Genomic DNA, 19,806 nt, shown 5'->3' on the forward strand with positions numbered 1-19,806 from the left:
GTATGAATAACTCTTAATCCAACTGATAACCAAAATTACGCAGTTCTTTGTCCGAACTCCGCCAATCCTTATCAACTTTCACAAACGTCTCCAGGAATATCGTTTTCCCGAAAAACCTCTCCAAATCACGGCGCGCTTCAGTAGCCACTTTCTTCAAAGCCTTTCCTTGCTTGCCTATGATAATACCTTTTTGCGAATCACGCTCCACATAGATTACGGCACTGATATGAATTTTCTTTGCCTCCTCCTTAAACTGTTCTACCATCACCTCCACCGAATAAGGGATTTCCTTATCATAGTACAACAGAATTTTCTCACGGATTATTTCGGTCACGAAGAAACGCGCCGGCTTGTCCGTCCACTGGTCCTTGTCGAAATAGGGAGGAGAGTCGGGTAACAGCTCCTTCACCCGCTTCATGACATAATCCACATTAAATTTCGAAGTAGCAGAGATAGGAATAATTTCTGCCTTCGGCAGCAATTCCTTCCACGCTTCCACCAGTTCCACCAGCTTTTCCTGGTTGGTTAAATCAATCTTATTGATAAGCAGCAATACCGGAACGTCCAACTGTCCTACTTTCTCCACAAAATCATTATGCTTGTCGGGAGTCTCAACCACATCCGTCACATACAGCAACACATCCGCATCCGCCAATGCCGAAGTGGAGAAATTCAGCATGGACTCCTGCAACTTATAGTTTGGCTTCAATACACCCGGAGTGTCCGAAAACACAATTTGCATGTCATCCGTATTATAGATGCCCATAATCCGATGACGGGTGGTCTGCGCCTTGAAAGTGGCGATAGAAATACGCTCACCTACCAAAACATTCATCAATGTGGACTTGCCTACATTCGGATTTCCTACGATATTTACAAAACCTGCTTTGTGCATGACTTCAGTATTTGAATTGAGACAAAAAAACGCATCGAATCGAGATAGGATGCGTTTTTATCATATTATATTCAGCAATAGCATGTTACTGCTTCTTTCCGTCGTATCCCCACTTCACATACACAGCTCCCCAGGTAAATCCTGCGCCGAATGCAGTGAAAATAAGGTTGTCGCCTTTCTTCAGCTTATCTTCAAAGTCCCAGATGCAAAGAGGTAACGTAGCAGCACTAGTATTGCCATAACGTTCGATATTAATCAGCACTTTCTCACGAGGAACTTCCAGACGATGTGCCACAGCATCGATGATACGAAGATTGGCCTGGTGCGGAATCACCCAGTCAATGCTATCCTTTGTCAGACCGTTTTTCTCGGCAATGGCCGCGCTAACATCCGACATATTGGATACGGCATACTTAAACACAGTACGTCCTTCCTGATAAATGTAATGCATGTGATTGTCTACAGTAAAATAAGAGGGAGGACAAACCGAACCACCCGCTTTCATATGCAGGAAAGGCAAACCTTTGCCGTCGGTTCTCAGAATAGCATCCATAATACCTACATCTTCTGTTGTCGGCTCGAGCATGAAAGCTGCAGCGCCGTCTCCAAAGATAGGACAAGTAGCACGATCTGTATAATCAACCATTGACGACATCTTGTCGGCTCCCACAATGATAACCTTCTTATATCTACCAGAACGGATAAAATTGGCCGCAGTCTCCATCAGATAGAGAAATCCGCTGCAGGCTGCCTGCAAGTCAAAAGCATATGCATTTTTCAGCCTTAGCTTATCACACAAAATAGAAGCTGTAGAAGGGAAGTGGTAATCCGGAGTAGAAGTAGCTACAATCACCAGATCTATATCATCCGGGTCTGCGCCAGTACGTTGCATCAGCTGTTTGGCAGCTTTACGCGCCATATAGGAACTACCTAGCCCCTCTTCATTCAGGATACGTCTTTCCTTTACTCCGATACGAGTCATAATCCATTCGTCATTGGTATCCACCATTCTTGAGATTTCGTCGTTTGTCAAGACGTAATCAGGTACATAACCGCCGACTCCTGTAATTACTGCATTTATTTTTTCCATTAAAATCTTGTTTACTTATAGAACTACTGAAACAACGGTAGTCTAAAAAGGTTTGCTTATTAAATTACAAATCTTTTTAGACGCCCGATATTCAAGTATAAGTTTTAGTCAAACTGACCGTAATTATACGGCAGCTTCCTTTTCAACTGCAAGCTTACCTCTATAGTAACCGCATGCACTACATACAGTATGATATACATGCCACTCACCACAATTCGGGCAAATAGCCAGTGTAGGAGCTACTGCTTTATCATGAGTTCTTCTCTTCGCAGTTCTTGTTTTTGACTGTCTTCTCTTAGGATGTGCCATTTTCTTTAATCTTTAATTGTTATCTAATATTTTCTTTAATTCGTCCCAACGCGGGTCTACCTGCGTTTCTTCTTCATTCATCAGCTCCACCTCTTCTTCCGGAGCAAATGTATCCTCAGCCATATCATCATCCGGAGTGGTGCGCATATGCTTACTCAATTTGCTGGTCATTGCCTTGTTACACTTACCCGGAGCATGCACATGCTTCATGGGGATGGCCAAAGCTACAAACTCGTACATAAACCATGCTACATTAATCTCACCTTCCTCTTCGGGAATTACTATGAGATTGTCACCTTCTTCGGCATATTCATGACCGAACTTAACCAGCAGCTTATCTGTCGAGCTGACAAGCTGTTCCATATCGTCCAAACAACGGTCACATGGCACCCACACCATTCCGTCTGTCTGGAAGTTCAATTCGAAAGCACGAGATGTTTTCTTTACAACTAACACCACATTGACTTTACCCTTCTGCACTTCCGGTCCATCAATATTGGCAAAGAAAAGGTTGTCTAGCACAAACTCATATTTGCATGAATCTGCTTGCATACCTTTCAGGTCTATTTTGTATTTATCAAACTTTCCCAAAGCTTCTTTTGTTTATTCGGGCGACAAAGATACGAATAATTATCCTCATTATGTAGTATTTAGAGTAAAATATTCGTTTTTTTATGTTCATTTCACTCAGATATCACTACAAATCAGCAGAAAACTCATGAACTAAAACACAAGAACAATCCATACCAGCATCCAAGTATATGTAAAGAAAACGAACTAAGCGTTTTTAATCATTCATTTAGCACCTTAATTCGGGAATTAATCTGATGAACATGCGATGAATAATTATATATAATAAGGTATAGTGATTAGCGGTAGAAACGAATGTTAGAGGAGATATATGTAAACGAACGAAGCCTCCGTATCCTTATCAGACACGGAGGCTTCTTCTGAAAAACGGCGACTACCTACTCTCCCACTGTTACGCAGTACCATCGGCGTGACCGGGCTTAACTTCTCTGTTCGGAATGGGAAGAGGTGGAACCCCGGTGCTGTAGTCACCTGAATAAGGTAGACATGATGCGAAAAAAGCAAAGCATTCATTTATGGCTGAACGTATATACCTCCATACAAGGCAAGGCAAAAAGTGAACGGGCAATTAGTAACGCTCGGCTATGACATCGCTGCCTGTACACCTGCGTCCTATCAACGTTGTAGTCTACAACGACCCTGAGAAATCTAATCTTGTGGCTGGCTTCGTACTTAGATGCTTTCAGCACTTATCCAATCCCGACTTAGATACCCGGCAATGCACCTGGCGGCACAACCGGTAAACCAGAGGTCAGTCCAACACGGTCCTCTCGTACTAGTGTCAGAGCCACGCAAATTTCATGCGCCCACGATAGATAGAGACCGAACTGTCTCACGACGTTCTGAACCCAGCTCGCGTGCCACTTTAATGGGCGAACAGCCCAACCCTTGGGACCTTCTCCAGCCCCAGGATGTGACGAGCCGACATCGAGGTGCCAAACCCCTCCGTCGATATGAGCTCTTGGGAGGGATCAGCCTGTTATCCCCGGAGTACCTTTTATCCTTTGAGCGATGTCCTTTCCATACAGAAACACCGGATCACTATGCTCTAGTTTCCTACCTGATCGACTTGTGAGTCTCCCAGTCAAGCGCCCTTATGCCATTACACTCTGCCGACGGTTACCAATCGTCGTGAGGGCACCTTTAGAAGCCTCCGTTACGCTTTTGGAGGCGACCACCCCAGTCAAACTACCCACCAAACAGTGTCCCCGCAACAGCGGGTTAGAACTCAAATAATCAAAGGGCCGTATTTCAACAGCGGCTCCACGAACACTGGCGTGCCCGCTTCAAAGCCTCCGGCCTATCCTACACATCAATTACCCAAATTCAATGTTAAGCTATAGTAAAGGTTCACGGGGTCTTTTCGTCCCATCGCGGGTAATCGGCATCTTCACCGATACTACAATTTCACTGAGCTCACGGTTGAGACAGCGTCCAGATCATTACACCATTCGTGCAGGTCGGAACTTACCCGACAAGGAATTTCGCTACCTTAGGACCGTTATAGTTACGGCCGCCGTTTACTGGGGCTTCAATTCAACGCTTCTCTTGCGATGACGTCTCCTCTTAACCTTCCAGCACCGGGCAGGTGTCAGGCTGTATACTTCATCTTTCAATTTTGCACAGCCCTGTGTTTTTGTTAAACAGTTGCCTGGACCTATTCTCTGCGCCTCAATTGCTTGAGGACCCTTTATCCCGAAGTTACAGGGTCAGTTTGCCTAGTTCCTTAACCGTGAATCACTCAAGCGCCTTAGTATATTCAACCCGACTACGTGTGTCCGTTTGCGGTACGGGTACCGTAAGGATTAAGTTTAGCGGATTTTCTTGGAAGTATGATTACACGCACTATTGGATTGTCCAGAAGGACGCTCCATACTGTCAGGTTCGACTCTCGTTCCGGATTTGCCTGGAACAATCAACATCTACACCCTTCAACGGACTATTCCGTCAGTCCGCGGCGCTGTCACGACTCCGTCTCCACGTCACTCCTTAAGGTAGTACCGGAATATTAACCGGTTCTGCCATCGGCCTCGCCGTTCGGCTGAGCCTTAGGACCCGACTTACCCTGATCCGATTAGCGTTGATCAGGAAACCTTAGTCTTTCGGCGAGGGGGTTTCTCACCCCCTTTATCGTTACTTATACCTACATTTGCTTTTCCACACGCTCCAGCAAGGCTCACGCCTTACCTTCGACGCAGAGTGGAATGCTCCCCTACCGATGATTTCTCATCCCAAAGCTTCGGTAGAATACTTATGCCCGATTATTATCCACGCCAAACTCCTCGACTAGTGAGCTGTTACGCACTCTTTAAATGAATGGCTGCTTCCAAGCCAACATCCTAGCTGTCTTAGCAATCTGACTTCGTTAGTTCAACTTAGTATTCATTTCGGGACCTTAGCTGTTGGTCCGGATTGTTCTCCTTTAGGACATGGACCTTAGCACCCATGCCCTCACTCCTGACATAGAACTGACACGCATTCGGAGTTTGTCAAGACTTGATAGGCGGTGAAGCCCTCGCATCTTATCAGTCGCTCTACCTCATGTCAGTATAAGTCAAGGCTGCACCTAAATGCATTTCGGGGAGTACGAGCTATCTCCAAGTTTGATTAGCCTTTCACCCCCACCCTCAGGTCATCCAGAAGCTTTTCAACGCTTATTGGTTCGGTCCTCCAGATGGTGTTACCCATCCTTCAACCTGCCCAAGGGTAGATCACTTGGTTTCGCGTCTACTCCTTCCGACTATACGCCCTGTTCAGACTCGCTTTCGCTTCGGCTGCGGATCTGAGATCCTTAACCTCGCCGGAAAAAGTAACTCGTAGGTTCATTATGCAAAAGGCACGCCGTCACACTAAAAGTGCTCCGACCGCTTGTAGGCACATGGTTTCAGGAACTATTTCACTCTTCTGTTCGAAGTGCTTTTCACCTTTCCTTCACAGTACTGGTTCACTATCGGTCTCTCGGGAGTATTTAGCCTTACCGGATGGTCCCGGCAGATTCACGCAGAATTCCTCGTGCTCCGCGCTACTCAGGATACCACTAGGCTTCGGTTGGCTTCGCATACGCAGCTATCATGCTCTATGGCTGTACTTTCCAGAACATTCTGCTCACCAACTTTCTTGCCACAACGTGGTCCTACAACCCCACACATGCCGTAACATGGATGGTTTGGGCTGTTCCCCGTTCGCTCGCCACTACTGGGGGAATCATTATTTATTTTCTTTTCCTGCAGGTACTAAGATGTTTCAGTTCCCTGCGTTAGCCTCCCGCATTGCGGGATGATATCCCTTCAGGATATCGGGTTGTCCCATTCGGAAATCCGCGGATCAAAGGTCATTTGCACCTACCCGCGGCTTATCGCAGCTTATCACGTCCTTCATCGCCTCCGAGAGCCAAGGCATCCGCCATGTGCCCTTACTTACTTTTTGTCTTACCGATCACGTATGGTCGATATATACTTTCAGCTTTCAACTTTACTTTTTTTGGTCACATCATGTCAAAGATCGTTGTCAAGGATTAAGGATTAAAGATAATTCCTAATCTTGAGAAGTGGAGAATAACGGATTCGAACCGTTGACCCCCTGCGTGCAAAGCAGGTGCTCTAGCCAGCTGAGCTAATCCCCCTTCACCATTGATGAAAGACCCGCTAAATCGTAACCGGTCGGTCACCAACTGAGAAGTAGTCCCAGGCAGAGTTGAACTGCCGACCTCTACATTATCAGTGTAGCGCTCTAACCAACTGAGCTATAGGACTGTCAGTCAAACCCTCGCCTTACGGCTCGGCTTCTACTTTTCTCGTATATTTTAATAAACAAGTACGCGCAGTACAAGAGGTTCCTATGGAAGCATAACTTCAAGAACCAACGATCGAGTCGAGACGTCACTCCAGAAAGGAGGTGTTCCAGCCGCACCTTCCGGTACGGCTACCTTGTTACGACTTAGCCCCAATCACCAGTTTTACCCTAGGGCGCTCCTCGCGGTTACGCACTTCAGGTACCCCCGGCTTTCATGGCTTGACGGGCGGTGTGTACAAGGCCCGGGAACGTATTCACCGCGCCGTGGCTGATGCGCGATTACTAGCGAATCCAGCTTCATGGAGTCGGGTTGCAGACTCCAATCCGAACTGAGAGAGGTTTTAGGGATTAGCATCACGTCACCGTGTAGCTGCCTTCTGTACCCCCCATTGTAACACGTGTGTAGCCCCGGACGTAAGGGCCGTGCTGATTTGACGTCATCCCCACCTTCCTCACATCTTACGACGGCAGTCTCGACAGAGTCCCCAGCATAACCTGATGGTAACTATCGATAAGGGTTGCGCTCGTTATGGCACTTAAGCCGACACCTCACGGCACGAGCTGACGACAACCATGCAGCACCTTCACAAATGCCTTGCGGCTGATCTGTTTCCAGAACATTCATTTGCAATTTAAGCCCGGGTAAGGTTCCTCGCGTATCATCGAATTAAACCACATGTTCCTCCGCTTGTGCGGGCCCCCGTCAATTCCTTTGAGTTTCACCGTTGCCGGCGTACTCCCCAGGTGGAATACTTAACGCTTTCGCTTGGCCGCTTACTGTATATCGCAAACAGCGAGTATTCATCGTTTACTGTGTGGACTACCAGGGTATCTAATCCTGTTTGATACCCACACTTTCGAGCATCAGCGTCAGTTACAGTCCAGCAAGCTGCCTTCGCAATCGGAGTTCTTCGTGATATCTAAGCATTTCACCGCTACACCACGAATTCCGCCTGCCTCTACTGTACTCAAGACACCCAGTATCAACTGCAATTTTACGGTTGAGCCGCAAACTTTCACAACTGACTTAAGCATCCGCCTACGCTCCCTTTAAACCCAATAAATCCGGATAACGCTCGGATCCTCCGTATTACCGCGGCTGCTGGCACGGAGTTAGCCGATCCTTATTCATACGGTACATACAAAAAGGCACACGTGCCCAACTTTATTCCCGTATAAAAGAAGTTTACAACCCATAGGGCAGTCATCCTTCACGCTACTTGGCTGGTTCAGACTCTCGTCCATTGACCAATATTCCTCACTGCTGCCTCCCGTAGGAGTTTGGACCGTGTCTCAGTTCCAATGTGGGGGACCTTCCTCTCAGAACCCCTATCCATCGATGGCTTGGTGGGCCGTTACCCCGCCAACAACCTAATGGAACGCATCCCCATCAATGACCGAAATTCTTTAATAGCTGAAAGATGCCTTTCAGATATACCATCGGGTATTAATCTTTCTTTCGAAAGGCTATCCCCGAGTCATCGGCAGGTTGGATACGTGTTACTCACCCGTGCGCCGGTCGCCAGCAAAGAAAGCAAGCTTTCTTCCTGATGCCCCTCGACTTGCATGTGTTAAGCCTGTAGCTAGCGTTCATCCTGAGCCAGGATCAAACTCTTCATTGTAAAAGTATCGTGACTGCGCAAATTAAAAAAAATTAATGTGCGACAGCTTATTATCTGTTCAGGACGCTCGAATTCAAAAGTTTATCTTTACCTATATAAAATAAGTATTGACGGTTCTCTTGTTTTACCCAAGGCAATTCCCCATTGATAAGGAAAAGCCTTGCTCTTGTACTACTTGTATTGTTTATGTAAATCTGTTCAAAGATCGCTCGTTTCACGATTGCTGTTCTTTTCAGAAAGCGGATGCAAAGGTAAGAACTTTTAAGTATATCCTCCAAATATTTTCGGAAGTTTTTTTTCTTTTTTCTTCTCTCTTTTCTCTTTCCTCGTCGTCTCTCTTGTCGAAAGGGAGGCAAAAAGAAAAAGGAAGAAGAACCAGGCACCGTTTCTTTTAAAAGAATGTCAACTCGCGCTGCTTTCATTTTCAAAAGCGGGTGCAAAGGTAAGAACTTTAAAGCATAACTTCCAAATATTTTCGGAAGTTTTTTTTCATTTTTCTTTTCTAAGACCGAAGTTCCGGAAGAAACCGATGGCAAAGAAGAGAAAAATGGAAGCTTACCGCTCCGTTTTACTGTCAGAATGTCAAAAACATCGCCGCCTTCGTTCCCGAAAGCGGATGCAAAAGTAGGCCTTTTATGGACATCTGCAAAATTTATACACGGTTTTTTTGAGAGATTCCATGAACTTTTTCATAACTCACTGATTGATAGATATGTTTTAAAGCATGTTTTTTAAAGGAAACTGGAATAAGGAAAGGAAGGGACACATTATATATATACGCGCGCGCAATACAAGCTCCAATTCATACCTTGACATAGACCACTGAACGGCCGGCACCGCGCTTGCGAATCACAAAGAGAACTGACAATAAACCTGCGAAAGGCTACATCCGGAAAGCACGGAAACTAAACGGGAACTAATGAACAACTTTTCTCACCACAGATATGTTGCTTTCTTTCCACACCCGTATTTCTTTCTTACCACAGCTGTGGTAAGAAAGAAATACGGGTGTGGAAAGATTAGTTCTTAGGGAAAAATAAGGTGGTACATCGCTGTTTGTATCCTAATTCTTAGCTACCATCTATACGCCATACAGCGACAATCAGTAGAAGCCTTTATCAAGTCCACTTCTGTGCCCTACCCAAAGAACGCACAGCGGCAGCAAACTCTTCCCGAGGAATGATAGCCTTATTACGTGTCTTCAAACGATTATTATAAACGGTCTGAGGTGAATAATGCAAGAATTCGGCAATCTTCACACTATCAGTGATACCTAAACGCACCAAAGCATAAATGCGCAATTCCGTATTCAGCAACTCACCATCTTTTAGCACAATCTGCTCGTCAGGATGGAGCAAGGCATTGAAGTCACTTACAAAATCCGGATAAATGTGCAAGAAGATAGCATCAAAGTTATGATAGAACTCTTTCAGCTCATTCTGTGCCATAGAATGAGTATCGGTTAATGCTTTCACATCCTCCAACTGATTTGCCTTAAGCTTACGATTGATATTTTTCCGATACTCATCCAGCTTGCTGATATAATTGGAACAAATGGAAAAAACATAACCTATGTATTCCTCCTTCACATAGTTGGATTCACGAAGCTGATTATTGGTATCTCTCAGCTGTTCATTCAAAGAAGTAAGCTGTACATTCGTTTCTGCCACTTGTCCGTGCATTTTCGAAAGTTCTTCCACATGCTTATTCAAGCGGTTGTTTGCCTCATTCAGCTGTTGGCGCGACTGCTTCAACCGCTTCATCTGCTTATATATATACAGAAAAGCAAACAAGGATATCAAGGACAAGACACTGACCAATACCAAATACATACGTAACCGCGCTTCTTGCTTCTGATTACGTTCCTGATAAATCTGATGAATGGTGTCCTGCACCGCAGAGATGCCTACTACTCTCACCCGGTTCCGATATGCCAAGGCATTCTGCAAGCAGTAACTCATGTAGACATAGGCATGGTCAATATCACCCAAACTAAAAAGCACCCCCGCCAGCTCTTCCAGCGAAGCAATATCTTTATTGGAGATACGTACATCGGCCATAGCAGAATATATCAGGTAAGTCAGATAATTTTCTTGCTCATCGGACTCGCGATAAAAGCAAGCCAGCACGTAAGCATTCATGGCATCACGCCGAGTATCGAATGCAGAATTAAAGATTCCCTTCTGCAAACGCTCCTTAAAAACATACATACTGTCCGTACCTTGCACTACCTGCCCCTTATACCACAAGAACAAGGGATGTTCAGGGGTAAGAACCATATTCAAGGAGTCTTTGTAAACACGTTCCAACTGTGCATAATGTTCATGCAAAGTGGCCATTTCACTACCGGTATACTGATTGAAATGCGAATACAGATACAGCATTTGTCCATAATAGTCCACTAACAATTCTTTGGGGAGCGAACCGCCTGAAACTCCGCGCAATTCATCCTGGGCTTCTTTCAACAAACCGGTGGCAGCCAACAGAAAAGACTTTTTTATCTTCCACTCCATCTGCCGGTATTTATCATTCTGCCTATAAACTATATCCAAATTATCTACCACATAATTCATTGCAGAATCGGCATTATAGACACAATACTCATCATAAAGATTTTTATTCAGCCAATATCTCTCCTCCAAAGTACGCACATCCTTTTGAAGCTTGTGCAACTGAGCAATCTTCGCCTCTTTAAGCATAACAAACGTGTTTTTCTGCGCAATCAGAGAGTCAAGGCGTACCAGTAGTTCTTTTATCTTTTCACTGTAAGGTGCCGCATTCAGGAAAGTACACCCCACCAGCAAAAACAGCAAAGCTATGATTTTTCTTTTCATTTCTATTATTTACATAAAGCAGAGAGCACAAAGATAAATTAATCTATCTAAAGATAAGCTACTTCTACCCTAAAAAAGTACACTAAAATTAAGAGCTATTTCGATCGTTTGAAGTAATAACACAGTATGTCCAAACCTACTTCCATAGTAGCAAACCTTTACTTTACCCACTAACCACAAACATTATAATACACTGATTTTATGATATTTAAATTTTATACAGACTTACTTCCACACATTACCCACCTATCAGACAAATAGGGTTGTCCACTATCTTTGCAAACAGAAAGGAAAGTGTACTATGGAAAAACAACTAATCCCTATTAGAACATACTTTTCTAAATAAATCAAATCTTTTAATAAAAGTACTATGAGAATGATTACAAGAAATCTTCTTACGCGGAGTTACAAGCTCCTTCTGACATTACTCGTACTGCTAATGTCAACAAATGCATTTGCCCAACGATTGACAGCTACGGGTAAAGTAGTAGATACCGCAGGCCTGGAGGTCATCGGCGCATCTGTATTGGAAAAGGGAACAACAAACGGTGTTGTCACCAATCTAGACGGAGAGTTTTCCCTAAGTGTAGAACAAAATGCCACACTGGTAATATCTTTCATCGGCTATAAAACGATGGAGGTAAAAGCAACCACCAACATGAATGTCACATTGCAGGAAGACAACGAACTGCTGGACGAAGTGGTAGTCATCGGCTATGGAAGTGTAAAACGCAAAGACGTAACCACTGCCGTATCTACGGTTTCTACAAAGGATTTGGATCAGCGCCCCATTGTATCGGCCGCCCAAGCCCTACAAGGCAAAGCAGCCGGTGTGTCGGTTATGCAGCCCAGCGGCGAACCGGGCGGTGGTATGAGTATCCGTGTACGTGGTACCACCTCATTCAATGGTAGCAACGACCCGCTCTACGTAGTGGATGGTGTACCTGTAGACAATATCAACTTCTTATCACCCAATGATATCGAAAGCCTCTCTATCTTAAAGGACGCTTCATCGGCAGCCATCTATGGTTCACGTGCAGCCAACGGTGTAGTACTAATTACGACCAAAGCCGGAGCAGAAGGCAATGCCAAAGTAGCACTGAACGTACAATATGGTATGACGAAAGTGGCCAAAAGCATGGAGGCTTTGAATACAGAGCAATACCGTGAATTACAGAAAGAGATTGGCGCCGTCAATCCCGCTGACCTTGAAGGTTTAACAGACCAAACAGACTGGTTTGACGAGGTTTACAAAACCGGACAAACTCAGAACTATCAAGTGTCCGTGTCTAACGGAAACGAAAAGATGAAATACTTCCTCTCTGCCGGTTATCTGGATGAAAAAGGAATTTTGGAAGGTACGTACTTCAAACGATACAGCTTCCGTGCCAATATCGACAACCAAATACGCAGTTGGCTGAATGTAAGTGCCAATATCTCCTACTCCGATAACATCGGAAACACCGGCATCATTTCCGGAACAGGTGCCAACCGTGGAGGTGTAGTCCTTTCAGTTATCAATACACCGACCTATGCTCCTATTTGGGACCCTGAAAAGCCGAATCAATACAATAAGAACTTCTATGGGGTAAATATCATGAACCCGATGGAAAACCTAGCCCGCCAGAAAAACAACAAAAACAAGGAAAACCGCCTCATCGCATCCGGAGCCGCTACCATCAGCTTCCTGCCCAACCTGAAGTTGAAATCATCTGTAGCACTGGACCGCCGCAACGGTGTAAGCACTACATTTCTCGATCCAATATCAACTACCGACGGACGCAACAGTTTCGGAACAGCCTCTGACAACCGAAACATGAATACCGTATTGGTTTTCGATAATGTATTGACTTACAACACCAACATCAAGAAACATGGCATCGACGTCATGGCAGGTTCTTCCTACACCAAATCAGACTATACCAACAGCTATATTAATGGTTCACACTTCCGGGACGATAAAATACACACTCTGAATGCCGCCAATAAAATTTCATGGGACGGTACCGGATCAGGAGCCTCACAGTGGGCTATCTCTTCCTATTTTGCCCGTGTGTCCTACAATTATGACAGCAAGTACATGCTTACCATGAACATGCGTGCCGACGGTTCATCCAAGCTGCATCCCGACCATCGCTGGGGCATTTTCCCCTCCTTCTCGGCTGCCTGGCGTATTTCGTCAGAGAAATTCATGAAAGACATTACTTGGATTGATGACTTGAAGCTTCGCGGCGGCTGGGGACAGACCGGTAACCAAAGCGGCATAGGTGATTACTCATATCTGCAACGCTACAACATCAACCGCATACCGTGGTTTGAAGAAGGCAACGACCATGCAGTTCCCGGTATCAGCCAAGCCAACCTTAGAACAAGTGACCTGAAATGGGAAACCACCAGCCAAACCAACATCGGTCTTGACTTAACTGTGCTGAACAATAGACTGACCTTCAGCATGGATTACTATTACAAGAAGACAACAGACATGTTGATGAATGTAAGTCTGCCTGCAGGTGCAGCAGCAACTACCAGCATCACCCGTAATGAAGGCGAGATGACCAATAAAGGATTTGAATTCTCACTCAATTCTCACAACCTGACCGGCGAATTCTCTTGGGACACAGACTTCAACATATCTTTCAACAAGAACAAGCTGACTAAGCTATCATTACAAAAAGTCTATACAGCAGCAAGCAGTGCCGAGGTAGTAAAGGAAAACATCGTACGCAATGAACCGGGACGTCCTTTGGGTGGCTTCTACGGCTACATCAGTGACGGTGTAGATCCCGAAACCGGTAACCTGATTTATCGCGACCTCAACGAAGACGGCAAAATTTCCACTTCTGACCGTACCTATATCGGCGATCCGAATCCCGACTTCATCTACGGATTGACGAACACTTTTACTTGGAAAGACCTTAGTCTGAGCATCTTCATTCAAGGAAGCTACGGAAACGACATCTTCAATGTGTCCCGCATGGAAACCGAAGGTATGTATGACGGTAAAAACCAATCAACAGAAGTTTTGAAACGATGGAGGATTCCCGGACAGATTACCAGTGTTCCGAGAGCCAACTTCAACATCAAGAACTCCACTTACTTTGTAGAAGATGGCAGTTATCTGCGTGTCAAAGACATCTCACTCTCTTACAACATCCGTTGCCGCCAGTTTAAGAAATGGGGTATCAGCCGCGTACAACCCTACTTCACTGCAAGCAATTTGCTAACCTGGACCAGTTATTCCGGTATGGACCCTGAAGTAAACCAATATGGCAACAGCGGTTCCGTACAAGGTATCGACTATGGAACCTATCCACAGAGTAAAGCATTCGTTTTCGGTATCAATGTTGAATTCTAAAAAAAAGAAGAAATAACTTATGAAATCAAAGCATATATATAAAAGTATAGCTTGCGGTGTACTGTTGGCACTAACCGCAACCTCATGTGATCTGGACTATAATCCGGTAGACAGCTACTCGGATGTAACGGAAGGAGTGGACAAAACAGATGAAAAACCTATTTTCAACAGTGTGCAAGATGTGGAAACCTCAATGGTAACCCTTCATAAAAAATTCCGCGACCAGCAGGAGCACTGGTATGTCGACAAACTGCTTATCGGTGACGCCCACTCCGACAATGCATACGCCGGAACAACGGGTGCAGAAGTAGTACCTTATGAAACCAATTCCATTGAAGGATCTAATTCCGTACTAAAACGTGACTGGGACCGTTTTCTGGGTGATATTGCCGAAGCCAACCGTATCATCGTAGGCTGTGAGCAACTCAAGGCCCTCAGCGACAGTGAACGTGGCAAATATCAATCACAAGCCAAGATATTCCGTGCCATGGTAATGTTCGATATGGTACGTTTATGGGGGAATTTCCCTGTCATCACTACCGTGGGTGGTGACATCACCGAAGACAACGTAGAAGAGATGTACCCGACCTACTTTCCTCCACAGAATACAGCTGAAGAGGCTTATGCCCAAATAGAAAAAGACTTGACTGAAGCTGTGGAAAACCCCAACACACCGACAAACGATGCATCCGACAAGAGCATACTTACCAAATCGGTGGCACGTGCCATGCTTGCCAAAGTCTATGCAGAAAAGCCTCTGCGCGATTATGCAAAAGTTATCAAATATGCCGACGAATTGGCTGCCGACGGCTTCGACCTTGTAGAAGACTTCAGCGACCTTTGGGCTTATGATACAGAAAAAAAAGACTGCCGGGTACGCAATACTAAAGAAGCTATTCTCGAAGCTCATTTTCCTCCTGGTTCAGGGAACTGGTGTACGTGGATGTTTGGCCGCAACTTAAGCAACTGGGATGAAAGCTTTACCTGGGCCAAATGGATTACTCCTTCCCGCGACCTTATCCGCCTCTATGAGGAGCAAGGAGACACGAAACGCTACAATGAGTCTGTTGTATGGTATGAGTGCGGATGGAGCAACTATTATCCGGCAGACCATTATGCTTTCATGTACAAATGCCGCTCTGCTTTCAACAGTATCATTTATCTGAGATATGCCGACATCCTACTTCTTAAGGCTGAAGCCAAAATTATGGGAGAAACTCCCGACTTGAACGGTGCAGCCGACATTATTGACCGCATCCGTAACCGTGCCGGACTGGGTAAACTTCCACAAAGCACCCGTAGCAGTAAAGAAGCATTGCTCCAAGCTTATATGGACGAACGCCGTATGGAACTTGCTTTTGAGGGACAACGCTGGTACGACCTTTGCCGCCTCAATAAGGTAGAAGAAGTGATGAACGCCGTTTATGCCAAAGACAGTGGCCGCCTTGCACAAGAGAATTTGTTTAATGAAAACTCTTATCTACTCGCAATCCCTCAGGGAGCCATTGACCAGAATGAGAATTTGGTACAGAATCCAGGCTATTAACAATAAAAAGTAATATAAAAATCAATAGAATATGAATTTGAAAAATATATTCACTACCGCATTAGGCTGCTTCGCTGTATTGGCAGCCTGCGGCAATGATAATGACAGTGACGTCACTCCTACACCAGACCAACCTACAGAAGAGGCAAAAGATGTTACTATCTATGTGACGAACACCAGCCGTACTTACGACTTGAAAAAGTCTGGACTGGCCTTCGGCACCGGAAGCAACATGTCACCTTCTACCGTGACACTCGACCCCACCACCCGTTATCAGGAAATGGACGGTTTTGGCGCAGCCATTACTGGCTCTACCAGTTACAACCTGATGCAAATGACACAAGAGAACCGCACGAAGTTTCTGACTGAGACATTCTCGGATAAAGAAGGCTACGGCTTCAGCTATGTACGTATTGCCATCGGTTGTTCCGACTTCTCATTCAGTGAATTTACTTGCTGTGACGAAAAGGGACTTGAGCACTTTGCCCTTCCGATGGAAGACACCAAGTATGTAATTCCTATATTGAAGGAAATTCTAGCAATCAATCCTACTGTCAAAGTGATTGCTGCTCCATGGACATGTCCGAAGTGGATGAAAGTGAAAAGCCTGGAAGAACGTGTACCCTTTGACTCATGGACCAGCGGACACTTGAACCCCGAATATTACAGAACGTATGGCGAATATTTCGTAAAATGGATACAAGCTTTCGAAAAGGAAGGTATCAAAATCCACGCTGTGACTCCGCAGAACGAACCGCTGAACCACGGTAACTCAGCATCCTTGTTTATGGGATGGGAAGAAGCCCGTGACTTCATCAAGACCGGCCTGGGTCCCGCTTTCAAAGAAGCCGGAGTTGCCACAAAGATTTATGTTTTCGACCATAACTATAACTACGACAATCTGGCCGATCAAAAAAGTTACCCCACCAAGATTTATGATGATGCGGAAGCCTCACAGTACATTGCAGGTGCTGCCTACCACAATTATGGCGGTAACCGTTCCGAACTGCTGAACATCCATAAGCTTTACCCCAACAAGGAATTGCTTTTCACAGAAACATCCATCGGCACCTGGAACTCCGGCCGCGATTTAGAAGCACGTCTGCTTAACGATATGGAAGAAATAGCATTGGGGACAGCCAACAACTGGTGCCGCGGTGCTATTGTGTGGAACCTGATGTTAGACAGTGACCTGGGACCGGTAAGCCCTTCAGACGGTTCTTGCAAGACCTGCTACGGTGCAGTAGATATCGACAATACAAACTATTCTAAAATTGTCCGCAATTCCCATTATTACCTTATCGGCCACATGTCTTCAGTCGTGAAACCAGGTGCTGTACGTATCGGAACGACTGGTTACACTGCCAATGGGGTCACCTACTCGGCCTTTGAAAACACTGACGGCACCTATGCCTTCGTATTGGCAAACAACAATGCAGATGCCAAACGAATTACTGTAAGTGACGGCACTCACTACTTCTCCTACGAAGTACCGGCTAAAGCAGTCGTTTCTTATCGTTGGAAAAAATAAGACTAACAAATTAAACAGAAGATTATAATGAAAAACTTTAAATACTATCTGATGGCATTGGCAAGCATAGCCATGCTGAATGCCTGCAGCGATGACGATCCGGTTCCCGGCAACCCGACAATGGACTTTCAGGCAGAACCTTCTTCAGCCTTGTTCGGCGACAGTCTGCCTTTTACAATCAAAGCTTCGGACGCAGATGTACCTCTTTCTACACTGAAAGCACAGTTATACTTCAGTGACGAAATGGTTTCCGAAACTGTAATCCGTACCAAAGTTAGCGGACAAGAGTATAACGGGAAAATATATGTTCCCTATCTGGCAAACATTCCCAACGGAACAGCTACACTGAAGTTTATCCTGCAGAACATCAACTTTACGATTACAGAAAAAAGCTACGACGTGGCGCTGAGTCGTCCGGACTTCCCCTACCTGACTCTGATTTCCGGAGACCAAGAATACCGCATGGAAAAAGTCGCAGCCAATCAGTATAGTGTGACCAGTGAATTTGCACAAAAAGTGAAAGGTTACATCAAAGCTCCTAAAGTAGGCGCCAACGGCAATGAAATCAATTTCGGATGGAGTAACGGTGCCATCACACAAGGTACTTCCAGTGAGATTACTTTCTCCAGTCTGTCAGCCGGGAAGTATTCCATCTCCTTCAACACGCTGACTTATGCGGCCGCCCCTTTCGTGAAATTGTTACTGAACGGCTCTGAAATGGAAATGGTGGATGATAACCATTACAGCATCGACCTCAACCTGAAACAAGGGGACAACATCACCGCAGATATTCCCAACTTCAACCAGTACTGGATAGATCCCGACTTCTTCAAAAAGAATGAAGACGGTTCACTGAAATTTTTACCCATCGACGGAACTTACCGTATCATTGCCAATCTGGACCTAAATTATTTGGAAGTATTGAAAATGAACGGAACAAGTACCGATACACTGAACGATGACGGAACCGGTGCCCTTTGGATTATCGGTGATGGCATCGGTAAGCCCTCAGTAGCAACCAATGCCGTAGGTTGGACCACAGAGAAAGGGCTCTGCATGTCACAGATTGAAGCAAAGAAATATCAGGTGACGGTAGTAGCGGGAGAGCAAATCAAATCAGATGACATCAACTTCAAGTTCTTCCACCAGCAAGGTTGGGGAGGTGAATATAAAAACGATGCCTTGTCTACCACCAGTGACCTAGTATTTATAGGTGACGGTACCAATGGACGTGATGCCGGCAACTTGGGACTCGTAAAAGGCAAAAGTTTGGAAAACGGTGTTGCTTACCGGTTCACTGTTGACGTAACGGCAGGTATCTCTTCGGCAGTTCTGACAGTAGAAAAGGTAAAAAGATAGACGGATAACGCAGAAGATTAACTAAATGAGAAAGGGGCTGGCTCTATAAAAGAGTTCAGCCCCTCTTGTTTATGCAGAATATATGTTCCGGATTTAGCTTAAACCTTCTTTCGCCTCCTCTTGTGGAATACGTACCGAAGTGTAAAGCTCAAGAATGGCGGCTATCGTCAGAGACACAATCCATTCATTGCCCCTTGTAAAGAGCATGAATGCCCCCGTAAGCACCAGCAAAAGTGCACCGAATATTTGCTGCCGACGCAGGCGTTTGACGGTGGGACTTTTACACTTGGACGGAGAATTGATTTGTGCCAAAGCAACCATCGTAGCACCGACAGTATATATATAAGGTGAAAGAGGCCAGCCCGTAATATAAACGGCAGCTCCAGCCAGGAGCATCACGGCCCCTACTGCAAAAAGGGCGGGTATCAGTTGTTTCATTCTTCTATATCTTCTTCAAATACATAAATATCCTCATTGGGCTTTTTCATCAGATACTTCTCACGGGCAATCCGTTCGATGGCACCGGAGTCGACGGCAAGTTCATTGAGCCGTTCGGTATTCTCCTCGTATTCCTTGCGGTACTTTTCTATTTCATCGCGCAGACGACTTTCTTCCCGGGCGTAACCCAAACGGCGTACAACACTGTTCTCATCCAGGAACCCGATAATTACAGCAAACAACGCAAGCGTAATCAAATATTTATGCTTGCGGACAAAAGACCAGAGAGAAGCAAGTTTATCCATCTCGTTATCTACTATTTAGCAATTTATCATTCATGATGGAACTTGCCCATCATATAACTTCACGTCACAAAGATAAGAGGAATAACCGAAAGATTTCTTTTTTTTGTGTACATTTGCACAAAAAGCAAAGAATATCCCG

At 45.2% G+C, this 19,806-nt stretch carries 11 protein-coding genes, 2 tRNA genes and 3 rRNA genes; 4 read left to right on the forward strand and 12 right to left on the reverse strand.

Going from position 1 to position 19,806, the window contains the following annotated elements; all coding sequences use genetic code 11:
- Nucleotides 1-13: 13 nt before the first annotated feature.
- From era to HUX74_RS19775, 10 genes are all read right to left on the reverse strand, one after another.
- Entirely contained in the window at nt 14-895 is an 882-nt protein-coding gene (era, locus tag HUX74_RS19730) for a GTPase Era (protein ID WP_117600764.1), read from the reverse strand.
- 85 nt (nt 896-980) lie between these two features.
- Nucleotides 981-1,985 (reverse strand): beta-ketoacyl-ACP synthase III, encoded by a 1,005-nt coding sequence (locus tag HUX74_RS19735; protein WP_005829534.1) that lies wholly within the window; start codon nt 1,983-1,985, stop codon nt 981-983.
- A 123-nt stretch (nt 1,986-2,108) separates the two neighbouring features.
- Complete coding sequence (gene rpmF / locus HUX74_RS19740; RefSeq protein WP_072546213.1) at nt 2,109-2,294, reverse strand: 50S ribosomal protein L32; 186 nt, start codon at nt 2,292-2,294, stop codon at nt 2,109-2,111.
- Between the two features lie 12 nt (nt 2,295-2,306).
- Nucleotides 2,307-2,885: a DUF177 domain-containing protein gene (locus HUX74_RS19745; protein WP_005829530.1), complete on the reverse strand. Its 579-nt coding sequence runs from the start codon at nt 2,883-2,885 to the stop codon at nt 2,307-2,309.
- Between the two features lie 364 nt (nt 2,886-3,249).
- A 5S ribosomal RNA gene (rrf, locus tag HUX74_RS19750) occupies nt 3,250-3,360 on the reverse strand.
- Between the two features lie 73 nt (nt 3,361-3,433).
- Nucleotides 3,434-6,311, reverse strand: a 23S ribosomal RNA gene (locus HUX74_RS19755).
- 122 nt (nt 6,312-6,433) lie between these two features.
- Nucleotides 6,434-6,507: transfer RNA gene (locus tag HUX74_RS19760), tRNA-Ala, on the reverse strand.
- Between the two features lie 56 nt (nt 6,508-6,563).
- Nucleotides 6,564-6,637 (reverse strand) — tRNA-Ile (locus tag HUX74_RS19765).
- Between the two features lie 135 nt (nt 6,638-6,772).
- Nucleotides 6,773-8,299, reverse strand: a 16S ribosomal RNA gene (locus HUX74_RS19770).
- Together the 16S, 23S and 5S rRNA genes with 2 tRNA genes alongside form the textbook arrangement of a ribosomal RNA operon.
- Nucleotides 8,300-9,417: 1,118 nt before the next feature.
- Nucleotides 9,418-11,133: a DUF6377 domain-containing protein gene (locus tag HUX74_RS19775; protein ID WP_117601289.1), complete on the reverse strand. Its 1,716-nt coding sequence runs from the start codon at nt 11,131-11,133 to the stop codon at nt 9,418-9,420.
- A gap of 439 nt (nt 11,134-11,572) precedes the next feature.
- On the opposite strand from HUX74_RS19775, the gene HUX74_RS19780 reads away from it, so the two are divergent.
- From HUX74_RS19780 to HUX74_RS19795, 4 genes are read left to right on the forward strand one after another with little or no spacing between them, the layout of a single operon-like run.
- Nucleotides 11,573-14,488, forward strand: coding sequence for a SusC/RagA family TonB-linked outer membrane protein (locus HUX74_RS19780; protein ID WP_370293446.1), 2,916 nt, complete (start codon nt 11,573-11,575; stop codon nt 14,486-14,488).
- A gap of 19 nt (nt 14,489-14,507) precedes the next feature.
- Nucleotides 14,508-16,034: a RagB/SusD family nutrient uptake outer membrane protein gene (locus HUX74_RS19785; RefSeq protein ID WP_117601291.1), complete on the forward strand. Its 1,527-nt coding sequence runs from the start codon at nt 14,508-14,510 to the stop codon at nt 16,032-16,034.
- A gap of 31 nt (nt 16,035-16,065) precedes the next feature.
- Complete coding sequence (locus tag HUX74_RS19790; protein ID WP_117601292.1) at nt 16,066-17,565, forward strand: glycoside hydrolase family 30 beta sandwich domain-containing protein; 1,500 nt, start codon at nt 16,066-16,068, stop codon at nt 17,563-17,565.
- Nucleotides 17,566-17,592: 27 nt separating this feature from the next.
- Nucleotides 17,593-18,924, forward strand: coding sequence for a DUF5125 domain-containing protein (locus tag HUX74_RS19795; RefSeq protein ID WP_138346495.1), 1,332 nt, complete (start codon nt 17,593-17,595; stop codon nt 18,922-18,924).
- Between the two features lie 93 nt (nt 18,925-19,017).
- Here the strand turns inward: HUX74_RS19795 and HUX74_RS19800 are convergent, their stop codons facing one another.
- Nucleotides 19,018-19,362, reverse strand: a complete 345-nt coding sequence (locus tag HUX74_RS19800; protein ID WP_117601294.1) for a hypothetical protein — start codon at nt 19,360-19,362, stop codon at nt 19,018-19,020.
- Nucleotides 19,359-19,667 carry a septum formation initiator family protein gene (locus HUX74_RS19805; protein ID WP_005824736.1) on the reverse strand — a complete coding sequence of 103 codons (309 nt, stop codon included), beginning with the start codon at nt 19,665-19,667 and terminating at the stop codon, nt 19,359-19,361. The genes HUX74_RS19800 and HUX74_RS19805 overlap by 4 nt, the downstream gene beginning before the upstream one ends.
- Nucleotides 19,668-19,806: the final 139 nt, after the last annotated feature.

This window comes from Bacteroides sp. Marseille-P8574, from assembly GCF_902825465.1.
GTDB classification, from domain to species: Bacteria; Bacteroidota; Bacteroidia; order Bacteroidales; family Bacteroidaceae; genus Bacteroides; species Bacteroides uniformis.

Bases quoted from the DNA above. Each gene is read 5' to 3' on its own strand.
- era (WP_117600764.1), bottom strand. From the start codon at position 895: ATGCACAAAGCAGGTTTTGTAAATATCGTAGGAAATCCGAATGTAGGC.
- HUX74_RS19735 (WP_005829534.1), bottom strand. From the start codon at position 1,985: ATGGAAAAAATAAATGCAGTAATTACAGGAGTCGGCGGTTATGTACCT.
- rpmF (WP_072546213.1), bottom strand. From the start codon at position 2,294: ATGGCACATCCTAAGAGAAGACAGTCAAAAACAAGAACTGCGAAGAGA.
- HUX74_RS19775 (WP_117601289.1), bottom strand. From the start codon at position 11,133: ATGAAAAGAAAAATCATAGCTTTGCTGTTTTTGCTGGTGGGGTGTACT.
- HUX74_RS19780 (WP_370293446.1), top strand. From the start codon at position 11,573: ATGTCAACAAATGCATTTGCCCAACGATTGACAGCTACGGGTAAAGTA.
- HUX74_RS19785 (WP_117601291.1), top strand. From the start codon at position 14,508: ATGAAATCAAAGCATATATATAAAAGTATAGCTTGCGGTGTACTGTTG.
- HUX74_RS19790 (WP_117601292.1), top strand. From the start codon at position 16,066: ATGAATTTGAAAAATATATTCACTACCGCATTAGGCTGCTTCGCTGTA.
- HUX74_RS19795 (WP_138346495.1), top strand. From the start codon at position 17,593: ATGAAAAACTTTAAATACTATCTGATGGCATTGGCAAGCATAGCCATG.
- HUX74_RS19800 (WP_117601294.1), bottom strand. From the start codon at position 19,362: ATGAAACAACTGATACCCGCCCTTTTTGCAGTAGGGGCCGTGATGCTC.
- HUX74_RS19805 (WP_005824736.1), bottom strand. From the start codon at position 19,667: ATGGATAAACTTGCTTCTCTCTGGTCTTTTGTCCGCAAGCATAAATAT.